This is a genomic window from Brenneria roseae subsp. americana (assembly GCF_003115815.1).
Lineage (GTDB): Bacteria > Pseudomonadota > Gammaproteobacteria > Enterobacterales > Enterobacteriaceae > Brenneria > Brenneria roseae.
On record NZ_QDKJ01000014.1, the window covers coordinates 86,222 to 107,668 of the forward strand.

A 21,447-nucleotide genomic window follows, 5' to 3' on the forward strand; every position below is an offset into this window, starting at 1 on the left:
TTGGGGGAGGTGCCTATGCTCAATCAAGAACTGGAACTCAGTCTCAATATGGCTTTCGCCAGAGCGCGTGAGCACCGACATGAGTTTATGACCGTGGAGCATTTGCTATTGGCTCTGCTCAGTAATCCGGCCGCGCGTGAAGCATTGGAAGCCTGTACGGTAGATTTGGCCGCCTTGCGCCAGGAGCTTGAAGCTTTTATCGAACAGACCACGCCTACATTACCGCAGAGCGACGAAGAGCGTGAAACGCAGCCGACGCTCAGTTTCCAACGGGTGTTGCAGCGCGCGGTTTTCCACGTTCAGTCATCAGGGCGCAGTGAAGTATCCGGGGCGAATGTGCTGGTGGCCATTTTCAGCGAGCAGGAGTCGCAGGCCGCCTATCTGTTGCGCAAACATGATGTCAGCCGTCTCGACGTAGTGAACTTTATTTCACACGGGACGCGTAAAGAAGAATCCGGGCAGGCACCTACCCCGGAAAACCCTGTCAATGAAGAACAGGCCGGAGGGGAAGACCGTATGGAAAACTTCACCACCAATCTGAATCAACTTGCCCGCGTTGGCGGTATCGATCCCCTTATTGGCCGGGAACGGGAACTGGAGAGAACCATTCAGGTGTTGTGCCGCCGTCGCAAGAATAACCCGCTGTTGGTGGGGGAATCTGGCGTGGGTAAAACGGCGATTGCGGAAGGTCTGGCATGGCGGATCGTGCAGGGCGATGTCCCTGAAGTCATGGCCGATGCCACGCTTTATTCTCTCGACATTGGTTCTCTGCTGGCAGGAACGAAATACCGCGGTGATTTTGAAAAACGTTTCAAGGCGTTGCTGAAACAGCTGGAACAGGATCAAAACAGTATTCTGTTTATTGACGAAATTCATACCATCATCGGCGCAGGCGCGGCGTCGGGTGGTCAGGTCGATGCGGCAAACCTGATAAAACCACTGCTCTCCAGCGGTAAGATTCGGGTTATCGGTTCTACAACCTATCAGGAATTCAGCAATATCTTTGAAAAGGACAGAGCGCTGGCGCGGCGTTTCCAGAAAATTGATATCACTGAACCCAGCGTGGAAGAAACCGTACAGATTATTAACGGGCTGAAACCGAAATATGAAGCTCACCACGACGTGCGTTACACGGCGAAAGCGGTGCGCGCGGCAGTCGAACTGGCGGTGAAATACATCAACGATCGTCATTTGCCCGACAAGGCGATTGATGTCATCGACGAAGCGGGGGCCCGCAGTCGCCTGATGCCGATCAGCAAACGTAAGAAAACGGTCAATGTGGCGGATATCGAATCTGTTGTCGCGCGTATTGCCCGTATTCCGGAAAAAACCGTATCCGCCAGCGATCGCGATGTGCTGAAAAATCTGAGCGATCGTCTGAAAATGCTGGTATTCGGCCAGGATAAAGCCATTGAAGCGCTGTCTGAATCCATCAAGATGAGCCGGGCGGGACTGGGGCATGAGCGTAAACCGGTTGGTTCTTTCCTGTTTGCTGGGCCGACAGGCGTGGGTAAAACGGAAGTGACCTTGCAGTTGGCCAAAGCGTTGGATATTGAACTGCTGCGGTTTGACATGTCTGAATATATGGAGCGCCACACCGTCAGCCGTCTGATAGGCGCGCCTCCGGGATACGTTGGTTACGATCAGGGCGGTCTGCTGACGGACGCGGTGATTAAACATCCGCATTCGGTGCTGCTGCTAGATGAAATCGAAAAAGCGCATCCAGACGTGTTTAATCTGTTGTTGCAGGTGATGGATAACGGCACGTTGACGGACAATAACGGACGCAAGGCCGACTTCCGCAATGTTATCGTGGTGATGACCACCAATGCCGGCGTACGGGAAACTCAGCGTAAATCCATCGGGATTATCCATCAGGATAACAGCAGCGACGCGATGGAAGAGATCAAGAAAGTGTTTACGCCGGAATTCCGTAACCGTCTTGATGGCATTATCTGGTTCAACCATCTGTCCCCTGAAGTTATTCAGCAGGTGGTGGATAAATTCATTGTTGAGCTACAGGCACAGTTGGATGCGAAGGGCGTTTCACTGGAAGTCAGCGATGACGCTCGCGACTGGCTGGCGGAGAAAGGCTACGACAAAGCCATGGGGGCTCGTCCGATGGCCCGCGTTATGCAGGAAAACCTGAAAAAACCGTTGGCCAACGAACTGCTGTTTGGTTCATTAGTTGACGGTGGTTCCGTCAAGGTAGAACTGGATAAGGCGACTCAGCAGTTAACTTATGGTTTCCTGAGTGCGCAGAAACGTAAAGCGGACGAAGGGGCTGTTCATTAATGCATAATGGTGTGAGCTGACACCATCCGTCGTACTTAAAAAGGTGATGCTGACGCGTCACCTTTTTTATGGCGGGCGTCCTTCGGGCCGTCGCTAGCGACGTTGAAAAACGCTCCCGGCGTTTTTTTATATGGCGATGAATGAATCGATGACCATATCAAGGTATAAGCCCGGTTGGTTTTATTCCCGATTTTCATTAATAAGTCGCCCACAAACACAACAACCCTTGCCGATAACGGAAAGGGCTGCGGAGATGGAACATCCTCGGAGATCGCTGTACGTCAGCGATGGGCGAACCGGTTAACGGCTGCGGAAGACAATGCGGCCTTTGCTCAGGTCGTACGGGGTCAGCTCTACAGTGACTTTGTCACCCGTCAGGATGCGGATATAGTTTTTACGCATTTTACCGGAGATATGAGCGGTAACCACGTGCCCGTTTTCCAATTCAACGCGGAACATGGTATTGGGCAGCGTATCAAGCACGGTGCCTTGCATTTCAATATTGTCTTCTTTGGCCATCGAATCCTCTAGGTCTAACTACCTTTGTTTTTAACCGGCAAGATAATGCCGAAAAACCCACATTATGTAAAGAAGCGTTCATAAACTGAGTATTATTTACGAACGACGCATCAATCCTACGGTGTCGGTTCAGCCAACGTTTGCGGCAACCAACAACGGTCATCTACAGGGGTATCCCGCAGTTGAAAAAGACATTGCAAAAAGCGTTCGCGGGGTATTTCACAAACGCCCAGCGAGGCAGTATGTGAATTCAGTACCTGACAATCAATCAGCGAGCCGCCATGATGAACAAAATGTTGCTGAAATGTCAGCAAAGCATACTTGGAGGCGTTATCTGTCCGACTGAACATCGACTCGCCGCAAAACAAACTGCCTTGCGCAATACCGTATAGCCCACCAACAAGTGCGCTATTCTGCCACACTTCGATGGAATGTGCTTGTCCAGACTGATGAAGTTCGCGATAAGCCGAGATAATTTCCGTTGTGATCCAGGTTCCACCCGCATGTTCGTTGGCGCATGCAGTAATAACTTCATTAAATGCATGATTTATGGTGATCTTAAGATCATGATTACGCAGAAATTTCTTCATACTGCGGCTGATATGAAATCCATTGGGAAATAAAACGGCGCGAGGGTTTGGGGACCACCACAAAATAGGCTCGCCGGGGGAGTACCAGGGAAAAATACCTTGCCGATAAGCCATCTTTAGCCGATCCGGGGACAGATCGCCGCCAAAAGCCAATAGCCCGTTAGGTTCATCCAGGGCGTTAGACGGGTCGGGAAAGTAAAGCGAGTCAGGAGAAAGCTGATACAGTCGCATAATATTCCGGGTATAAGATAAAAAGTGGCGTCTTGCTAAGCCTGGTGAGCATTGACGTTCTGACGAAATTGCCAGTAACGGCCTTGCCGCTCCATCAGCGCCCGATGACTGCCGTCCTCAATGATTTGCCCGCCATCCATTACGCAGATGCGATCCATGGATTCGAGTTCATACAGGCGATGGGTAATCACAATTAGCGTTTTTCCGGCACAATGCTGACGCAGTAACCGCAAAATACGCCGTTCAGTTTCGGCATCCAGACCTTCCGTCGGTTCATCCAGAAGCACCAACGGCGCGGAGTGCAACAATGCTCGTGCGAGTCCGATACGGCGCTGTTCTCCACCGGAAAGCTGACGCCCGCCTTCGCCATACCAACTATTCAGCCCGTCGTTTTCCAGCAGCTTATCCAGGCCGACCTGCTGCAACACGGCAGCAAGCCGTTCGTCATTCGCATCTGGCGCGGCAAGTAACAGATTGTCGCGCAGCGTGGCGCTGAAAATATGGACACGTTGGGGGACGACGCTCATCATGGCGCGTAATTCCTCTTCCGCCCAGGAAGAAAGAGGCTGACCGTTCAATGCTATTTCACCCTGTCCAGCGTCCCACGCTCGGGTGAGGAGTTGTAGCAGAGTGGATTTACCGCACCCGGTACGGCCAAGCAGGGCAATGTGTTCGCCTGCGCGTATAGTCAATGAGATCCCCTGTAAGGCAGGCAATGGCTGCCCAGGGTAGGTAAAGCCGACGTTATGTAATGCAAGGGACGCCCCGGCAACGGTTGGCGGCCCCTGCGGTGGGAATGTCACCATCGGCGCCTGACGAATGATGTGATCGACGCGGGTGGCAGAGGCGATAACCTGCCCCATATGCTGAAAAGCGCCGGCAACCGGGGCTAACGCTTCAAAAACGGCCAGCGAGGCAAAAACAAACAGCGCGATCAGCGCGCCGGGCTGGGTATCGCCTCCCACGCCGGCAGCCGCAAGCCAGAGAATAAGCGTCACGGTCAATCCGCTGCACAGAATCATAAGTGCCTGTGACAGCCCCGCTAAATTGGTTTGCTGCTGTTGACGCCGTAACCATTGGCTTTCTAATCTTGCTAACTGCTGGCGGAAGAGGGATAAGGCGCCAAATACCGTCAGTTCAGCCTGACCCTGTAACCAGGTCGTCAATTGAATACGATATTGCGCCCGCAGGGTTGTTAAATCCTGCCCGATGGTTTTGCCAGCCCGATAAAACGCCACGGGCAGGATCAGCAACAGCGCCAGCGTAATGGCGCATAGCGTCAACGCCAGCGAAACGTCCAGCCAGATGAGTCCGTAGGTAACGATGAGAATGACCAGTAATGCGCTGACCAGCGGCGAAATGACGCGCAGGTATAAATGATCAAGCGTGTCGACATCGGCAACCAGCCGATTTAATAATTCAGCTTGGCGGAATTGAGCGATCCCGCCTGGAGACAACGGCAGGATGCGGGAAAAAGTAAAGACGCGCAGCTGCTGTAATACGCGAAAGGTTGCATCGTGACTGACCAGCCTTTCGGCGTAGCGTCCCGCCGTTCGGGTAATCGCCGCGCCTCTGACGCCAGCCGCCGGCAGCATATAATTGAACGTATAAAGCCCGGCAACGCCGGCCAAAGCGGCACCGGCCAAAAACCAGCCGGACAGGGCGAGCAGACCGATGCTCGCCAGCAGGGTGACAATGGCCAAAATAATACCCAGGCTTAATCGCCAGATGTGCCGACGGTAGAGAGTAAGAAAGGGTTTTAAAACCTGTCTTGTGGTTCGCGGTATCGAGGTGCGGGACATATCAAAGCTCTCCCTGTCGTTGCGCCATCAGATCGGCAAAGGCGCCGGATTGTGTACTGAGTGACAGATAATCTCCCTGCTGAATCAGACGACCGTCATCCATGACCCAGACGGCATCGTAATCGATGGTGTCATGCAACTGGTGGGTCACCAACAGCGTTGTCTGGTGGCGAGAAGCCTCGTTTAAAGCGCCCATTACGCGCCGTTCGCTGTGGGCGTCCAGACTGGCGCTGGGTTCATCAAGCAGCAGCAGGGCGCATGGTTTGAGCAGCGCGCGCGCAACGGCGATACGCTGTGCCTGACCGACCGAAAGTCGGGCGGCGCCATCGCCAATTGCGGTTTCCAATCCTTGCGGCAGCTGTGGGAGGAATTCGTGCACATAGGCACGTTCAATCGCCTGCTGTAGCTCTTCGTCGGTTGCCTGCGGTTTACCCAGCAGAATATTCGCACGTAGCGTCTGCTCAGGCAGGTGAGGATTTTGTCCGACCCAGCTTAACTGTTTCCGCCATGAGTCCGGAGACAGGGTATTCAATTCTATGCCGTTAACGGTGAGCGAACCGCGATAGGGCAGAAACCCCAGTAATACATTTAAAAGAGAGCTTTTCCCCGCACCGCTGATACCGACCAGCGCAATACGTTTCCCCGCATTTACCGTAAATGTCAGCGGTTGAGTCAATGGCGTGCCGGTTGACGCCAGCACCACCAGATCGGTCGCGCGAATTTCAATTGGGCCATGACTATGGAATTCCTGTTTGCCAAAGCCGACCGTTTCTCCTTCCGTAGCCAGAAAGGTCACCAGTGATTCTGCCGCGCCCACCGCTTGCGCTTTCGCGTGATAGTACGTGCCCAGATCGCGTAATGGCTGGAAAAACTCCGGCGCCAGAATCAGCACTAAAAATCCGGCAAAGAGCGTGACTCCGGCTCCGTAGTGACCAAAATTCAGCTCTCCCAGATAAGAGAAACCAAAATAAACGGCTACCACCGCAATGGAAATAGAGGCAAAAAATTCCAGCACGCCCGATGAAAGAAAGGCCATGCGCAGGACTTCCATCGTCCGGCTGCGAAATTCTTCAGAAGCTTTACTGATGTGAGCGGTTTCTGCACGACCACGATTAAACAACCGCAGCGTTTCCAACCCACGCAGACGGTCAAGGAAATGACCGCTCAACCGGGCCAGAGCCTGGAAATTACGCCGGTTGGCATCGGCCGCGCCCATGCCCACCAATGCCATAAATAAAGGAATCAACGGTGCGGTGAGTAGCAAAATCAAGCCGGCAGCCCAGTTGATGGGGAAAATGGCGATCAGAATAAGTACCGGGATCAAGGCGGCCAGATACATTTGTGGAAGATAACGGGAATAGTAATCCTGCATATCTTCCACCTGTTCCAGAATCATGGTGGCCCAGCTTCCCGCCGGTTTTCCCTGTACCCAGGCGGGGCCTAACTGTTGCAATCTATCCAACACCAACTTGCGGATTTGCTGCCGCACCGCTTGTCCGCATATAAAACCGACACGTTCACGCAACAGGTTGTTGAGGGCGCGGAGTAAAAAGGTTGCACCGAGTAGTAAAAAATAAGTAAGCAGTGATTCTCGAGGCGTGTGTTCAATAATCAAGGCATGGAGCAACGTAGCCAGCAGCCATGCTTGCACCACGATTAATGCGCCACTCAAAAAACCGAGTAAAAGTGAAAAGCGTAACCAACGCTGCGCCAGCTTGCTTTGTTGCCGAAGCCAATGGGTCAGTTCTTGTTGTCTGGTTTTTTTCATCAGGCACCAGGTCGTCGTGTTGCATAAATAGTGGTAATGGAAAAATAATGTTTACATAACCGTTAGTTAACAAATTTATCCACTGACACTCAGAATGCGGTCATGTTACCTCGACAACGACGGGCTGCAAATCAAAAGGACGAGTGAAATGGGGGGAATGATCAATTTTTGCGTGATGGCGGAGAAAAAAGAATAATGCATCCGGGAAAGATAAGCGCGACCCGGATGCAAGGGGAGGGGATTATTTTGCTGCGGTCAAACCGTCCAGATATCGTTCTGCATCCAGTGCGGCCATACAGCCTGTGCCAGCAGAAGTAATGGCCTGACGATAGATGTGGTCCATCACATCGCCTGCGGCGAAGACGCCGGGAATGCTCGTCTGGGTCGCATTGCCGTGAATTCCTGACTGTACTTTGATGTAGCCGTTTTCCAGTTCAAGCTGACCGCCGAATATCGCGGTGTTGGGGCTGTGGCCGATGGCAATAAAGACGCCGGCCAATTCCAGATCTTCTGTCGTGTCGCTGTTCGTATCGCGTAAGCGCACACCGGTAACGCCCATATTGTCACCGAGAACTTCATCCAGCGTGCGATTGGTATGAAGAACGATATTGCCGTTTTTTACTTTATCCATCAGTCGGTCAATCAGGATTTTTTCTGAACGGAAACTGTCGCGGCGGTGGACCACATGCACTTCTGCCGCAATGTTGGATAAATAGAGCGCTTCCTCAACGGCCGTGTTCCCTCCGCCAACAACCGCCACTTTCTGGCCACGGTAGAAGAATCCGTCACACGTCGCGCAGGCGGAAACGCCTTTGCCTTTGAACGCCTCTTCGGAAGGAAGACCTAAATAGCGTGCTGATGCACCCGTTGCGATAATCAGCGCATCACAGGTGTACTCGTCGCTATCGCCGAATAAACGGAACGGACGCGTTTGCAAATCAACGCGCTGGATGTGATCGAACACAATCTCGGTATTGAATTTTTCAGCGTGGGCGTGCATACGCTCCATCAGCAGCGGACCGGTCAAATCGTCTGCGTCACCGGGCCAGTTCTCCACTTCGGTCGTGGTCGTCAACTGACCGCCTTTTTCCATACCGGTGATCAATACCGGGTTGAGATTAGCCCGTGCAGCATAAACCGCGGCAGTGTATCCAGCCGGGCCTGAACCCAGAATCAATAGCTTGTGGTGTTTAACGGTACTCATGAGTTCCTCATTTCACGATGACGGACAATGGCAGTGATTGTAAGGAAATTACCGGAGTAAAAAAAGTATGAGGAAAAATTGTTAGCTATTTGTTTAATCGCTGATAGCTATTGGGGCACAATATGCTGATAGAACAACCACATTCATAAGTAAAATGATTGAAAGTAGGTCTTAAGCGCGTTTTATCTTATTTAATCTGGCACTTTCTTCTGATTTTAGTTGTTTTGCTTTGACAATCGGCTGGGCTTTTGCGAAAACATCTGGGTAAGAGGAAATTTTTTGTATGTGAACAGTTAAAAGCTCGGCTTTTCATTCATGTGCTGTCCGGCTGGTCTTTGCGCCATGGAAACATCGTTCTTGTCGGTTCTGATATTGACTAAACAGACAGAGCGATGACGGGCAAGTGCAGAAAGATAATGACTTTTGATATACAAAATAGACAGCGGGTCTTCTTTAGGGCGGCTCTGATACATTGAAATCTGTCGGAGTGTAGCAGGTGCAGGGAAAAGTGAAGAGAGACAATAATAATGGTAGACACTAAAAAACGACCAGGAAAAGATCTCGATCGTATTGATCGTAACATCCTGAACGAATTACAAAAAGATGGACGCATTTCCAATGTCGAGCTTTCCAAACGGGTAGGATTGTCGCCGACACCTTGCCTGGAGCGCGTGCGCCGCCTGGAAAGACAAGGGTTTATTAACGGCTATACAGCGCTGCTGAACCCACATTATCTGGATGCTTCGCTGCTGGTGTTCGTTGAAATAACGCTAAACCGCGGTGCGCCGGATGTGTTTGAACAATTCAATTCGGCAGTGCAAAGGCTGGAGGAAATTCAGGAGTGCCATCTGGTCTCCGGCGACTTTGACTATCTGCTGAAAACACGTGTGCCGGATATGTCCGCTTATCGTAAACTGTTGGGTGAGACGCTGCTGCGTCTGCCGGGAGTGAACGATACGCGTACCTATGTGGTGATGGAAGAAGTTAAACAGAGCAATCGGTTGGTCATTAAGACACGATAAATGCATGGGTGCAAAACCCGATAAATTCAGCTACACTCCTGTGAATTTATACAGTTCCAGCGCCGGGGTTTTCTCGGCGCTTTGTCATAAACCTTTACAGGCCCCTGGAGAGACGCTTGAGCCAGGAATATACAGAAGATAAAGATATTACCCTGAAAAAACTCAGCGGTACCCGACGTTTGCTTGAAGCGATTTTGATCGTAGTGGCGCTTTTTGCCGTTTATCTTGGTGTCGCCTTACTCAGCTTCAGCCCTTCCGATCCCAGTTGGTCACAGACTGCATGGCATGAGCCCATACACAATCTTGGCGGGGTGGCGGGTGCCTGGATGGCTGATACCCTGTTTTTTATTTTTGGTGTGTTGGCTTATGCCATTCCGCCGATCATGTTATGCCTGTGCTGGGCGGCGTTCCGTCAGCGCGATAACCAGAATTCCGTCGATTACTTTACTTTTTCCCTGCGCCTGATTGGTACATTGGCGCTGATTCTTACGTCTTGCGGTTTGGCCGCGCTGAACGTTGACGATCTTTACTATTTTGCTTCCGGCGGCGTATTGGGAAGCTTGCTGAGTAGCTCCATGGTTCCCCGTTTTAACAGTATGGGCGCGACCTTGATTCTTTTGTGTGTCTGGGCCGCCGGGCTGACGCTGTTTACCGGCTGGTCATGGCTGACGATTGCGGAAAAAATAGGTGCGGGCGTGCTGGGATGTTTGACCTTTATGTCTAACCGTTCGCGCCGTGATGACGATGATGTTCCTGAATCTTCGCCAGCGACAGAATCGGTCGAACAGGCTGATTCTCCGTCCGATGATGATGTGCTTTTTTCTGCCCCTTCTGTTGCTGAAACGCTGACGGCTGCATCCACGCAGAATAATGAGTCCGACATCACCGTTGCGGATTTGAATGCTGACACGCCGGTTTCAGCGCCTCAGGCATCTGTTGAGCCAGCGGCAATGACGCCGGGGCAACCAGCGGATCAACAATTCGCGTCACCGCAAAAGATTGACACCGATCCTTCGATGAATCCGCCGTTGTATTCGTTTGAATTGCCTTCTTCTGCGGAGGAGCATCATGGCCGTGCCGATGCGTATGCGCCGTACGGTAGTAAGGATGTACCGCCGATCACTCAGCCATTGGCAATACCGCCTGCCGAACAGAGGCCGAACCTGGCACAAGCCGAAGCCGTTGTGGCGGCAGGAAGTGCCGCATATAAGGCAAACAATACCTTTATGCCTGCTTTCACCGCAACGGGCGGTGATGATGACAATCCGCAGGTGAAGCAAGGTGACGGTCCGGAACTGCCCCGTCCGAATCCGGTACGTATTCCGACTCGTCGTGAACTGGCCTCCTACGGCATCAAATTGCCGTCACAGCGATTGGCGGAAGAGCAGGCGAAGCAGGCTCACCCCCGGCATGAACTGGAAGACGTTAAACAGGCCGACCTCGGGGGAGCGGATGAGCAGGACGATATCGCTTTGCAGGAAGCAGCATTGCAGCAGCAATATATCGAACAGCAGCGTCAACGTTATGGTGAAGATTATACCCAGCGGGAAGAGGATGAAGACGCCTTGCTACAGGCTCAATTGGCTAACGATTTCTCTGCTCGGCAGCAGAGCCGCTATGGTCATGCAGACGCGCATGCTGTAGATGAACGTTCATCCTATGCGCAGGAGGCGGATAACAAGGACATCGATGAAGGGCATGCCGCTCAGCGTCAAGAGCCGGTATTGGATGAGCGTGTGCTGGCGGCGTTATCGACCGAGCGTCGTGAATTCGGATTCTCGCCGTATGCGGATCTGGTTGACGATACGCCGAGTGAGCCGTTATTCACGCCTTCAGTCCAACCGCAGGTGGGTGAGCCATCCGTCGAGGATGATAATGCTGTGGCCGGCGACAGTGCGGAGTCATATCCAGCTACGGATGAGCCACAGGAAGAACCAACGACTGCTCGCCAGTCCATCATGGATAGCCTGATTCATCCTTTCCTGATGCGTAACGATCAACCGTTGCAAAAACCGACAACCCCGTTGCCGACGTTGGATTTATTGACGCCTCCGCCAGTCAGCGAAGCGCCGGTAGACAATTTCGCGCTTGAGCAAACCGCTCGCTTGATTGAGGCCCGGTTGGCGGATTTCCGGGTAAAAGCTGATGTTGTCGATCATCATCCTGGGCCGGTGATTACCCGGTATGAGCTGGATCTGGCGCCAGGCGTGAAAGCGGCGCGAATCTCCAATTTGTCCCGGGATCTGGCGCGTTCTCTATCTGTGGTCGCCGTGCGTATTGTCGAAGTGATTCCAGGAAAAACTTTTGTAGGACTGGAATTGCCGAACCAGCATCGCCAAACGGTCTATCTGAGAGAAGTCTTGGATTGTGCCCGCTTCCGTGATAATCCATCGCCGCTGACGATCGTGTTGGGCAAGGATATTGCCGGGGAGCCGGTGGTGGCCGATCTCGCGAAAATGCCGCATTTGCTGGTTGCCGGTACGACTGGTTCCGGTAAGTCGGTCGGCGTTAACGCGATGATCCTCAGCATGCTGTACAAAGCGACGCCGGAAGACGTGCGCTTTATTATGATCGACCCGAAAATGCTGGAGCTTTCTGTTTACGAAGGCATCCCGCATTTGCTGACGGAAGTTGTGACGGATATGAAAGACGCCGCTAACGCATTGCGTTGGTGCGTGGGAGAAATGGAACGCCGCTACAAACTGATGTCGGCGTTGGGGGTGCGTAATCTGTCCGGCTATAACGAGCGGGTTAAAGAAGCGGATGCGATGGGGCGTCCGATCCCCGATCCTTTCTGGAAGCCTGGCGATAGCATGGACATGACGCCGCCCGTACTGGAAAAGCTGCCGTATATCGTGGTGATGGTCGATGAGTTCGCTGATCTGATGATGGCGGTTGGTAAGAAAGTTGAAGAACTGATTGCCAGGCTGGCGCAGAAAGCCCGTGCGGCCGGTATTCATCTGGTGCTGGCGACACAGCGTCCTTCGGTTGATGTCATTACCGGTCTTATCAAGGCCAACATCCCGACGCGTATCGCCTTTACCGTATCAAGTAAAATTGACTCGCGTACCATTCTCGATCAGGGCGGCGCAGAATCTTTACTGGGGATGGGGGATATGCTTTACATGGCGCCTAACTCATCAATACCGGTACGCGTTCACGGTGCTTTTGTCCGCGATCAGGAAGTGCATGCGGTGGTTCAGGATTGGAAAGCCCGCGGACGGCCCCAATATATTGATAATATCGTCAGCGGCGGTGATGAGGGTGAAGGCGGCGGCTTTGGTCTGGATGGGGATGAGGAACTCGATCCCTTGTTTGATCAGGCGGTGGCGTTTGTGGTTGAGAAACGCAGAGCGTCTATCTCCGGTGTACAGCGACAGTTCCGCATAGGTTATAACCGCGCCGCACGGATCGTCGAACAGATGGAGGCGCAAGGGATTGTTAGCTCGCCGGGCCATAACGGTAACCGTGAAGTGTTGGCTCCCCCGTCAATGGAGTAAAGAATTAAGGGCTGCGTTTGCAGCCCTTATGCAAAGAAGCGTAAAAGCCGCAATTAGCAGACAATTCACCTATCACAGCCCGAGTCGCTTCAGCTAAAGTATTGACCACACGACGAGTCTGATGTTTCACCATGGTGACTCGTGATATCAGAGAATTCGAAGGATTTTGTATGATGAAGAAATGGTTAGTCGCCGGTTGCCTGGTGTCGGGTATGACCTCGGCGGCAGTCTATGCCGATGCGGCCGGGGATTTGCAAAGCCGACTCAATAAAGTAAACAGTTTTCACGCCAGCTTCAGCCAAACGGTGACCAGCGCGGATGGCGCCGCCGTTCAGGAAGGTGAGGGAGAGTTGTGGTTGAAGCGTCCCAATTTGTTTAACTGGCAGACGACTTCTCCGGATGAAAGTGTACTGGTTTCTGATGGTAAAACGTTGTGGTTTTACAACCCCTTTGTTGAACAAGTCACCGCAACCTGGTTGAAGGATGCGACAGGGAATACGCCATTTATGCTGATTACCCGCAATGATGCCAGCGATTGGCGTCAGTATCAGGTACAGCAGAAAGGGGACGATTTCGAATTAACGCCGAAGTCCGCCAGCGGGAATCTGAAACAGTTCGCAATCAGCGTGACGCCTGGCGGAACGATCAAGACATTCACTGCGACGGAACAGGATGGACAGCGCAGTACTTACGTGCTGAAAAATCAGCAAAATAGCGTGGTTGATTCAGCGAAATTTACTTTTACTCCACCGAAAGGTGTGACACTGGACGATCAGCGTCAGTGAGGTCTGAGTGAGTAATCTGTCACTGGATTTTTCCCACAATGCATTCCAGCCGCTGGCCGCACGTATGCGGCCAGCGACATTGGGTCAGTATATAGGCCAACAACATTTGCTTGGCGCAGGTAAACCTTTACCGCGGGCGATTGAAGCGGGCCAACTCCACTCAATGATTCTATGGGGACCGCCAGGTACGGGGAAAACCACGTTGGCAGAATTAATCGGTCATTATGGAGAGGCCGACGTTGAGCGGATCTCGGCAGTGACATCCGGTATCAAAGAAATTCGTGAAGCGATTGAACGAGCGCGACAGAATCGCAATGCCGGACGCCGGACGATCCTGTTTGTTGATGAGGTTCATCGATTCAATAAGAGTCAGCAGGATGCTTTTCTGCCGCATATTGAAGATGGCACGATCACGTTCATTGGTGCGACGACTGAAAATCCGTCTTTCGAACTCAACTCCGCACTGTTATCACGCGCCCGCGTATATTTGCTGAAAGCGCTGACGACGGAAGATATTGAGCAGGTATTGCAGCAGGCGATGGCGGACGATGAGCGAGGATATGGCGGACAGAATATTGTGCTACCGGATGAAACCCGCCGTTTGTTGGCTGAACTGGTCAATGGTGATGCCAGAAGAGCGCTGAACAGTCTGGAAATGATGGCTGATATGGCGGAGGTGGATGCACAAGGCACCCGCACGTTAACGCCATCATTGCTTAAAGAAGTCTCTGGCGAACGCAGCGCCCGCTTTGATAATAAAGGCGATCGTTATTACGATCTGATTTCCGCTTTGCATAAATCGGTCAGGGGATCGGCGCCGGATGCCGCCTTGTATTGGTATGCGCGTATTATTACGGCAGGTGGCGATCCGTTGTATGTGGCCCGTCGCCTATTGGCGATTGCCTCCGAGGATGTCGGGAATGCCGATCCTCGAGGAATGCAGGTGGCGATTGCCGCATGGGATTGTTTTACCCGTGTAGGGCCGGCAGAGGGAGAGAGAGCCATTGCACAGGCCATCGTTTATCTGGCGTGTGCGCCGAAAAGTAATGCGGTTTACACTGCTTTCAAAGCCGCCATGCACGATGCCAGTGAAAAGCCGGATTATGATGTTCCCGAACATCTGCGCAATGCCCCCACGCGTCTGATGAAGGATATGGGGTTGGGTGCGGAGTATCGCTATGCCCATGATGAACCTAACGCTTATGCTGCCGGAGAGAACTATTTTCCGTCGGAAATGGCGGAAACTCGCTATTACACCCCGTCATCGCGTGGGCTTGAAGGTAAAATTGGTGAAAAGCTCGCCTGGCTTGCCGCTCAGGATCAAAATAGCCCGACAAAACGCTACCGCTGAACTAAGCGTTGCGGTAAGGTTAACAGGACATTTTCTGCAATCCGACGAGATATGATTTGCCGGATTCGATAACATTTCATTTGATAATCATAAGCACAGGATTAGCATGCTCGATCCCAATTTACTGCGTAATGAGCTAGACGCAGTCGCCGAAAAGCTACTGGCTCGCAGAGGCTTTAAACTGGATGTGGATACCCTGCGTAAGCAGGAAGAACGCCGTAAAGTTCTACAGGTAGAAACTGAAAATTTGCAGGCTCAGCGTAATTCCCGATCGAAAGAGATTGGTGCAGCGAAAGCGCGTGGTGAAGATATTGAACCATTGCGTCGCGAAGTTAACGAGTTGGGTGAGAAGTTGGATGCAGCTAAAACAGAGCTGGACCAATTGCAGAATGAAATCCGTGATTTGGCGTTGACGATCCCTAATATGCCGGATGACGCGGTGCCCCTGGGTAAAGATGAGCTCGATAACAAAGAAATCAGCCGTTGGGGTGAGCCCCGTACGTTCGATTTCCCTGTACGCGATCATGTGGAACTCGGAGAGATGGCCGATGGGGTTGATTTCGCCGCCGGTGTAAAATTAACCGGCGCTCGTTTTGTTGTGATGAAAGGACAGGTTGCCCGCCTGCATCGTGCGCTCTCTCAGTTTATGCTGGATCTGCACACTCAGCAGCACGGGTATCAGGAGGCATATGTGCCTTACCTGGTCAATCACGCGACGCTGTACGGCACGGGGCAGTTGCCAAAATTTGGCGAAGACCTGTTTCATACCAAACCGTTAAGCGAAGAAGCGGAGACCAGCAACTATGCGCTGATCCCTACGGCTGAAGTTCCGCTGACGAATCTGGTTCGTGATGAAATCCTGGAAGAAGAATCATTACCCCTGAAAATGACGGCACATACGCCATGTTTTCGCTCGGAAGCCGGTTCCTATGGCCGTGACACCCGTGGGTTGATCCGTATGCATCAGTTTGACAAAGTTGAGCTGGTACAGATTGTTCGTCCAGAAGATTCCATGCAGGCGCTGGAAGAATTAACCACCCATGCAGAAACCGTATTGCAGTTGTTGAAATTGCCGTACCGCAAAGTATTGCTGTGCACCGGAGACATGGGATTTGGCTCCAGCAAAACCTATGACCTGGAAGTATGGTTGCCGGCGCAGGATACGTATCGTGAGATTTCTTCCTGTTCCAATATGTGGGATTTTCAGGCTCGCCGTATGCAGGCGCGTTGCCGTAGCAAGAGTGACAAGAAAACGCGCCTGGTACATACCCTGAATGGTTCAGGGCTGGCGGTAGGCCGTACGCTGGTTGCCGTACTTGAGAATTATCAGCAGGCTGATGGGCGAATTGAAATTCCTGAAGTATTGCGTCCTTATATGAGCGGTCTGGAATTTATTGGCTGATTTATATTGTTCTATAAAAAAAGCGCCTTTAGGGCGCTTTTTTTATGCTATGGCTCGGCGATATTTTTTAATCGAGAAAGTTATTTTTCTGCTTCGTCAGGCGGCCTGCGTTTTATTTTAGCCGCCAAATGTATTTAAAATCATAATTATATAAATACCCTTTATGGGCAAGTGGATAGCACCGTCGTGTTATTGATTAATTATTTAAATCAATGTGATTACACAGTCTGTTTTTCCCATTTTGTCCGCATTGACTTTTAAATAGGTAGTGGCATGATGCGCTCACTTTTCTCTTGGTTGTCTGGTTATCCACTTCATTATGCCTGCTTACTCTCACCCAGTGCGCTTTTTGCTCTGCGGTCTTTTGCTGCTGACGGTTTGTATTGCTGTACTGAATACGCTGGTACCACTTTGGCTTAATTATCAACACATCCCTGTCTGGCAGGTGGGTATGGTTGGTTCGTCTTATTTCACCGGCAATCTGGTTGGGACATTATTTGCGGGTAAGCTAATCCGAGGTTATGGGTTTAATCGTAGTTATTATTTTGCCGCCGTGCTGTTTGGTATAGCCGCTATCGGGTTGGGTATTTCCGTTGATTTCTGGAGCTGGCTATTCTGGCGTTTCCTAGCCGGGATAGGATGCGCTCTGATATGGGTCGTGGTTGAAAGCGCGCTGCTTTGCAGCGGTACCCCTTCCCAGCGCGGACAACTATTGGCCGCCTACATGATGGCCTATTACCTTGGCAGCGTGATTGGACAACTGCTGCTCGGTGCTTTACCGACGCAGCTGTTGAGTGTGTTGCCCTGGGTCACCGCGTTAATTATTCTGGCGATATTACCCTTGTTGTTCACTAGAATTCCGGGGCCAACCACCCAGGAACGTCGCGTGAATGTGTGGCAGATGCTCAAATATCGAAGCGCCAGACTGGGGGTGCACGGCTGTGTGATTTCCGGGGTGATTTTGGGATCGCTGTACGGCTTAATGCCGCTCTATCTTTCGCATCAGGGGATGAGTGATGCGCAGGTCGGTTATTGGATGGCGTTGTTGATTAGCGCGGGTATAGCGGGTCAATGGCCCGTCGGACGAATGGCCGATCGATATGGCCGTCTGCTGGTACTGCGGGTGTTGGTCTTTGTGGTGATTATTGGCTGTCTTGCGATGCTGAGTATTAGCCACTATGCCATGGCGCCAGCGCTGTTCATGCTTGGGTGCGCCGGGTTCACGCTTTACCCGGTGGCCATGTCGTGGGCGTGCGAGAAGGTGCACCCAGACGAACTGGTGGCAATGAATCAGGCATTATTGCTGAGTTATACCCTTGGTAGTCTGTGCGGCCCAAGTCTTGCGGCAGTGTTGATGCAAACGTATTCCGACCGGTTGCTGTTTGTGCTGATTGCCATGGTGGCGGTGTGTTATCTGGTCATGCTGCTTAAAAAAGCGGATCACCATCCGACGCCGCTGGCCGCTGCCTGAGTCTGTTATTTCAAACTGGCCAGAGAGCGCTGGCCAGCTTCAACTGCGGGGCAATGCAGGGGAGAGCCGGCCTTCTGAAAAGAGGGCGACACCATTATCGCATCAGTACATGATCTTATGTCCGTAGCCTTCTAAAATCGCTTTGACGCGATCCATCGTATCGGCCTTGGGCGGTTTGACGCCGTCCAGTTTGTATTCTTCGCCCATGGCTATCCATTTATGCTTGCCGAGTTCGTGATAGGGCAGTAATTCGATTTTTTCGATATTGGACATATCTTTTGTGAATTCACCCAGCATATGGGCAGATTTGTCATCGTCAGACCAGCCCGGAACAACAACATAGCGGATCCAGGTACGCTGATTACGTTTTGCCAGATAACGGGCGAAGTCCAGCGTTCGATGATTTGATACGCCCACCAGATTCTGGTGAATATCGTCGTTCATCTGTTTCAGATCGAGCATGACAAGATCGCTAACGTCCAGTAACTCATCAATAACCGGCTCATAACGACGTACAAAGCCATTCGTATCCAGACAGGTATTAATGCCTTCTTCCCGACAGGCCCGGAACCAGTCGCGCACGAACTCCGCCTGTAGAATCGCTTCCCCACCTGAAGCCGTCACGCCGCCGCCGGATGCATTCATAAAATGCCGATAGGTCACGACCTCTTTCATCAACTCTTCGACAGTAATTTCTTTGCCACCGTGCGTATCCCAGGTATCCCGATTGTGACAATACAGGCAACGCATCAGGCAGCCTTGAAAGAACACAATGAAGCGAATTCCGGGACCATCAACGGTACCGCAGGATTCAAAAGAGTGGATGCGACCGATTGTTGACATTGCGAGGTTTTCTCCAAGTTTGACCGATCAATAGCGGTCTTTATGAGCGCAGTCATAAGTCGTTAGACGGCTATCCTGTCAGTAAGCCTGACAGCGCACGTCCATTGGCTTGATGCTGTGTCGAATCTGTTTTGCCAGCCATCCACATCATTGCTGTGATAGGACGCGTAGCGGGCTGGCAAAACAGGTTTAATATTATAGGGTTAACGAGGCAGTCTGCATACTGTGGTTATCGTTACGCTATGGTTGCTACCGGTTGATCCGTTTTAGGTCACGATCTGAAAGGTGAGAAAAAGGCCCCACAGTCGTGGAGCCTTTATTTTACGCCCTTTCAGACAGTCAGGGAAACTTACATTGACTGAGTGAAAGTACGAGTAATCACATCTTGCTGCTGTTCTTTAGTCAGTGAGTTGAAACGCACTGCATAACCAGATACGCGGATGGTCAACTGCGGATATTTTTCCGGGTTTTCCATGGCATCAAGCAGCATTTCACGGTTCATCACGTTAACGTTCAGATGCTGACCGCCTTCGATGCTGGCTTCATGGTGGAAGTAACCATCCATCAGCCCAGCCAGGTTGGCTTTACGAACATCATCATCTTTACCCAGTGCGTTTGGCACGATTGAGAAGGTATAGGAAATACCATCCTTCGCGTAGGCAAACGGCAGTTTGGCAACGGATGTCAGTGAGGCAACCGCACCTTTCTGGTCACGACCGTGCATCGGGTTGGCGCCTGGGCCGAATGGCGCGCCAGCACGACGCCCGTCAGGGGTGTTACCTGTTTTCTTACCATATACCACGTTGGAAGTGATGGTCAGAACAGACTGAGTTGGCGTCGCACCGCGATAGGTATTCAGTTTCTGAATTTTCTTCATGAAACGTTCAACCAGATCGCAAGCCAGTTCATCGACGCGAGCATCGTTGTTACCGAACTGCGGATATTCGCCTTCGATATCAAAGTCAATCGCCAGACCGTCTTCGTCACGGATTGGTTTAACTTTGGCGTACTTGATGGCGGACAAGGAGTCGGCAGCAACAGACAGACCTGCGATACCACATGCCATCGTACGGAATACGTCACGATCGTGCAGAGCCATCAGTGATGCTTCGTAGCTGTACTTATCATGCATGTAGTGGATGATGTTCAGCGCGGTGACATACTGTTTAGCCAGCCAATCCATGAAGTGATCCATACGTTCCATCACTTCGTCAAAGTCCAGCAAATCGCCTTTGATCGGTTCAGATTTCGGACCAACCTGCATTTTCATTTTTTCGTCCACGCCGCCGTTGATGGCATACAGCATGGTTTTCGCCAGGTTGGCGCGGGCGCCGAAGAACTGCATTTGCTTACCAACGACCATTGGGCTTACGCAACAAGCAATGGCATAGTCATCATTGTTGAAGTCAGGGCGCATCAGGTCATCATTCTCGTATTGCAGAGAAGAAGTATCGATGGACACTTTAGCTGCGTATTTTTTAAAGCTCAGCGGCAGTTTTTCAGACCACAGAATGGTCATGTTCGGTTCCGGAGACGGCCCCATCGTGTACAGGGTGTTCAGGAAACGGAAGCTGTTTTTGGTTACCAGCGTACGGCCATCAAGACCCATACCAGCCAGAGATTCGGTTGCCCAAATCGGGTCACCAGAGAACAGTTCATCATATTCAGGCGTACGCAGGAAACGAACCATACGCAGTTTCATGATCAGGTGGTCAATCAGTTCCTGAGCGTCTTCTTCAGTGATTTTGCCAGCTTTCAGATCGCGTTCGAAGTAGATATCCAGGAAGGTGGATACGCGACCGAAGGACATCGCCGCACCGTTCTGCGATTTAACCGCGGCCAGATAGCCGAAGTAGGTCCACTGTACCGCTTCTTGCGCAGTCGTTGCCGGGCCAGAAATGTCACAACCGTATTTGGCGGCCATTTCTTTGATTTGGTTCAGTGCATGATGCTGATCGGCAATTTCTTCACGCAGACGAATGGTCGCTTCCAGATCTTCACCGTTTTCCAGTTTGGATTGCAGAGAAGTGAACTGAGCGAACTTGTCTTTCATCAGGTAGTCGATGCCGTACAGCGCTACGCGGCGGTAGTCACCGATGATACGACCACGGCCATAAGCATCAGGAAGACCAGTCAGAATGCCTGATTTACGACAACGCAGGATGTCAGGGGTATAGACATCAAAAACGCCCTGGTTGTGCGTTTTACGGTATTCGGTGAAGATTTTTTTCAGTTGAGGATCCAGTTCACGGCCATAAACCTTACAGGAACCTTCAACCATTTTGATGCCGCCAAATGGGATCAGGGCGCGTTTCAGCGGAGCATCAGTTTGTAAACCAACAATTTTTTCCAGGCTTTTATTGATGTAGCCGGCATCGTGGGAAACGATGGTTGCAGCAACGTTGGTATCAAAATCAACAGGCGCGTGTGTACGGTTTTCCTGTTTGATCCCTTCCATAACGCTGTCCCACAGCGAAGAAGTCGCTTTGGTGGCGCCAGCCAGGAAAGACTCATCACCTTCATACGGCGTGTAGTTTTTCTGAATGAAGTCACGAACGTTAACTCCATCCTGCCATTCACCTTTGCTAAAACCTTGCCATGCGTTGGCCAATTTTTCATTCAGCTCGGTCATTTTACACCTACCTTTGATATGGATTTCTTAGA

General features: G+C 51.6%; 14 protein-coding genes. 7 read left to right on the top strand and 7 right to left on the bottom strand.

All coding sequences use genetic code 11. The features are described 5' to 3' along the window. The first annotated feature begins 15 nt into the window (after positions 1–15). On the top strand, positions 16–2,295 hold the full coding sequence (gene clpA / locus B4923_RS16815; protein ID WP_109055521.1) for an ATP-dependent Clp protease ATP-binding subunit ClpA: 2,280 nt from the start codon (positions 16–18) through the stop codon (positions 2,293–2,295). 300 nt (positions 2,296–2,595) lie between these two features. Here clpA and infA read toward each other — a convergent pair whose 3' ends face one another. The 5 genes from infA to trxB all read right to left on the bottom strand — a co-directional run bounded on the left by infA (position 2,596) and on the right by trxB (position 8,409). Continuing rightward, positions 2,596–2,814 carry a translation initiation factor IF-1 gene (infA, locus tag B4923_RS16820; RefSeq protein WP_002211347.1) on the bottom strand — a complete coding sequence of 73 codons (219 nt, stop codon included), beginning with the start codon at positions 2,812–2,814 and terminating at the stop codon, positions 2,596–2,598. A 116-nt stretch (positions 2,815–2,930) separates the two neighbouring features. Then, complete coding sequence (gene aat / locus B4923_RS16825; protein WP_109055522.1) at positions 2,931–3,635, bottom strand: leucyl/phenylalanyl-tRNA--protein transferase; 705 nt, start codon at positions 3,633–3,635, stop codon at positions 2,931–2,933. 35 nt (positions 3,636–3,670) lie between these two features. Beyond that, positions 3,671–5,437 carry a heme ABC transporter ATP-binding protein/permease CydC gene (cydC, locus tag B4923_RS16830; protein ID WP_109055523.1) on the bottom strand — a complete coding sequence of 589 codons (1,767 nt, stop codon included), beginning with the start codon at positions 5,435–5,437 and terminating at the stop codon, positions 3,671–3,673. 1 nt (position 5,438) lies between these two features. Further along, complete coding sequence (cydD, locus tag B4923_RS16835; RefSeq protein ID WP_109055524.1) at positions 5,439–7,205, bottom strand: heme ABC transporter permease/ATP-binding protein CydD; 1,767 nt, start codon at positions 7,203–7,205, stop codon at positions 5,439–5,441. 241 nt (positions 7,206–7,446) lie between these two features. Continuing rightward, on the bottom strand, positions 7,447–8,409 hold the full coding sequence (trxB, locus tag B4923_RS16840) for a thioredoxin-disulfide reductase (protein WP_109055525.1): 963 nt from the start codon (positions 8,407–8,409) through the stop codon (positions 7,447–7,449). Between the two features lie 527 nt (positions 8,410–8,936). On the opposite strand from trxB, the gene lrp reads away from it, so the two are divergent. The 6 genes from lrp (at position 8,937) to B4923_RS16870 (ending at position 17,940) form a co-directional block, all read left to right on the top strand. Further along, positions 8,937–9,431, top strand: a complete 495-nt coding sequence (gene lrp, locus B4923_RS16845) for a leucine-responsive transcriptional regulator Lrp (RefSeq protein ID WP_109055526.1) — start codon at positions 8,937–8,939, stop codon at positions 9,429–9,431. A 116-nt stretch (positions 9,432–9,547) separates the two neighbouring features. Further along, the gene (locus B4923_RS16850) at positions 9,548–12,931 is read left to right on the top strand and encodes a DNA translocase FtsK 4TM domain-containing protein (protein ID WP_109055527.1); all 3,384 of its coding nucleotides are present in this window, start codon (positions 9,548–9,550) and stop codon (positions 12,929–12,931) included. A gap of 173 nt (positions 12,932–13,104) precedes the next feature. After that, positions 13,105–13,716 (top strand): outer membrane lipoprotein periplasmic chaperone LolA, encoded by a 612-nt coding sequence (gene lolA / locus B4923_RS16855; protein WP_109055566.1) that lies wholly within the window; start codon positions 13,105–13,107, stop codon positions 13,714–13,716. Positions 13,717–13,723: 7 nt separating this feature from the next. Next, positions 13,724–15,067, top strand: a complete 1,344-nt coding sequence (locus tag B4923_RS16860; protein WP_109055528.1) for a replication-associated recombination protein A — start codon at positions 13,724–13,726, stop codon at positions 15,065–15,067. Positions 15,068–15,173: 106 nt separating this feature from the next. After that, positions 15,174–16,469 (top strand): serine--tRNA ligase, encoded by a 1,296-nt coding sequence (serS, locus tag B4923_RS16865; RefSeq protein ID WP_109055529.1) that lies wholly within the window; start codon positions 15,174–15,176, stop codon positions 16,467–16,469. Between the two features lie 319 nt (positions 16,470–16,788). Beyond that, positions 16,789–17,940, top strand: coding sequence for an MFS transporter (locus B4923_RS16870; RefSeq protein WP_109055530.1), 1,152 nt, complete (start codon positions 16,789–16,791; stop codon positions 17,938–17,940). Between the two features lie 102 nt (positions 17,941–18,042). On the opposite strand, the gene pflA is transcribed toward B4923_RS16870, so the two are convergent. Together pflA and pflB are read right to left on the bottom strand one after the other, a co-directional pair. Beyond that, on the bottom strand, positions 18,043–18,783 hold the full coding sequence (pflA, locus tag B4923_RS16875) for a pyruvate formate lyase 1-activating protein (protein WP_109055531.1): 741 nt from the start codon (positions 18,781–18,783) through the stop codon (positions 18,043–18,045). 349 nt (positions 18,784–19,132) lie between these two features. Further along, the gene (pflB, locus tag B4923_RS16880; RefSeq protein WP_109055532.1) at positions 19,133–21,415 is read right to left on the bottom strand and encodes a formate C-acetyltransferase; all 2,283 of its coding nucleotides are present in this window, start codon (positions 21,413–21,415) and stop codon (positions 19,133–19,135) included. Positions 21,416–21,447: the final 32 nt, after the last annotated feature.

Excerpts from the sequence above, each read along its gene's own strand:
- clpA (WP_109055521.1), top strand. The coding sequence starts at position 16 with ATGCTCAATCAAGAACTGGAACTCAGTCTCAATATGGCTTTCGCCAGA.
- infA (WP_002211347.1), bottom strand. The coding sequence starts at position 2,814 with ATGGCCAAAGAAGACAATATTGAAATGCAAGGCACCGTGCTTGATACG.
- aat (WP_109055522.1), bottom strand. The coding sequence starts at position 3,635 with ATGCGACTGTATCAGCTTTCTCCTGACTCGCTTTACTTTCCCGACCCG.
- cydC (WP_109055523.1), bottom strand. The coding sequence starts at position 5,437 with ATGTCCCGCACCTCGATACCGCGAACCACAAGACAGGTTTTAAAACCC.
- cydD (WP_109055524.1), bottom strand. The coding sequence starts at position 7,205 with ATGAAAAAAACCAGACAACAAGAACTGACCCATTGGCTTCGGCAACAA.
- trxB (WP_109055525.1), bottom strand. The coding sequence starts at position 8,409 with ATGAGTACCGTTAAACACCACAAGCTATTGATTCTGGGTTCAGGCCCG.
- lrp (WP_109055526.1), top strand. The coding sequence starts at position 8,937 with ATGGTAGACACTAAAAAACGACCAGGAAAAGATCTCGATCGTATTGAT.
- lolA (WP_109055566.1), top strand. The coding sequence starts at position 13,105 with ATGAAGAAATGGTTAGTCGCCGGTTGCCTGGTGTCGGGTATGACCTCG.
- serS (WP_109055529.1), top strand. The coding sequence starts at position 15,174 with ATGCTCGATCCCAATTTACTGCGTAATGAGCTAGACGCAGTCGCCGAA.
- B4923_RS16870 (WP_109055530.1), top strand. The coding sequence starts at position 16,789 with ATGCCTGCTTACTCTCACCCAGTGCGCTTTTTGCTCTGCGGTCTTTTG.
- pflA (WP_109055531.1), bottom strand. The coding sequence starts at position 18,783 with ATGTCAACAATCGGTCGCATCCACTCTTTTGAATCCTGCGGTACCGTT.
- pflB (WP_109055532.1), bottom strand. The coding sequence starts at position 21,415 with ATGACCGAGCTGAATGAAAAATTGGCCAACGCATGGCAAGGTTTTAGC.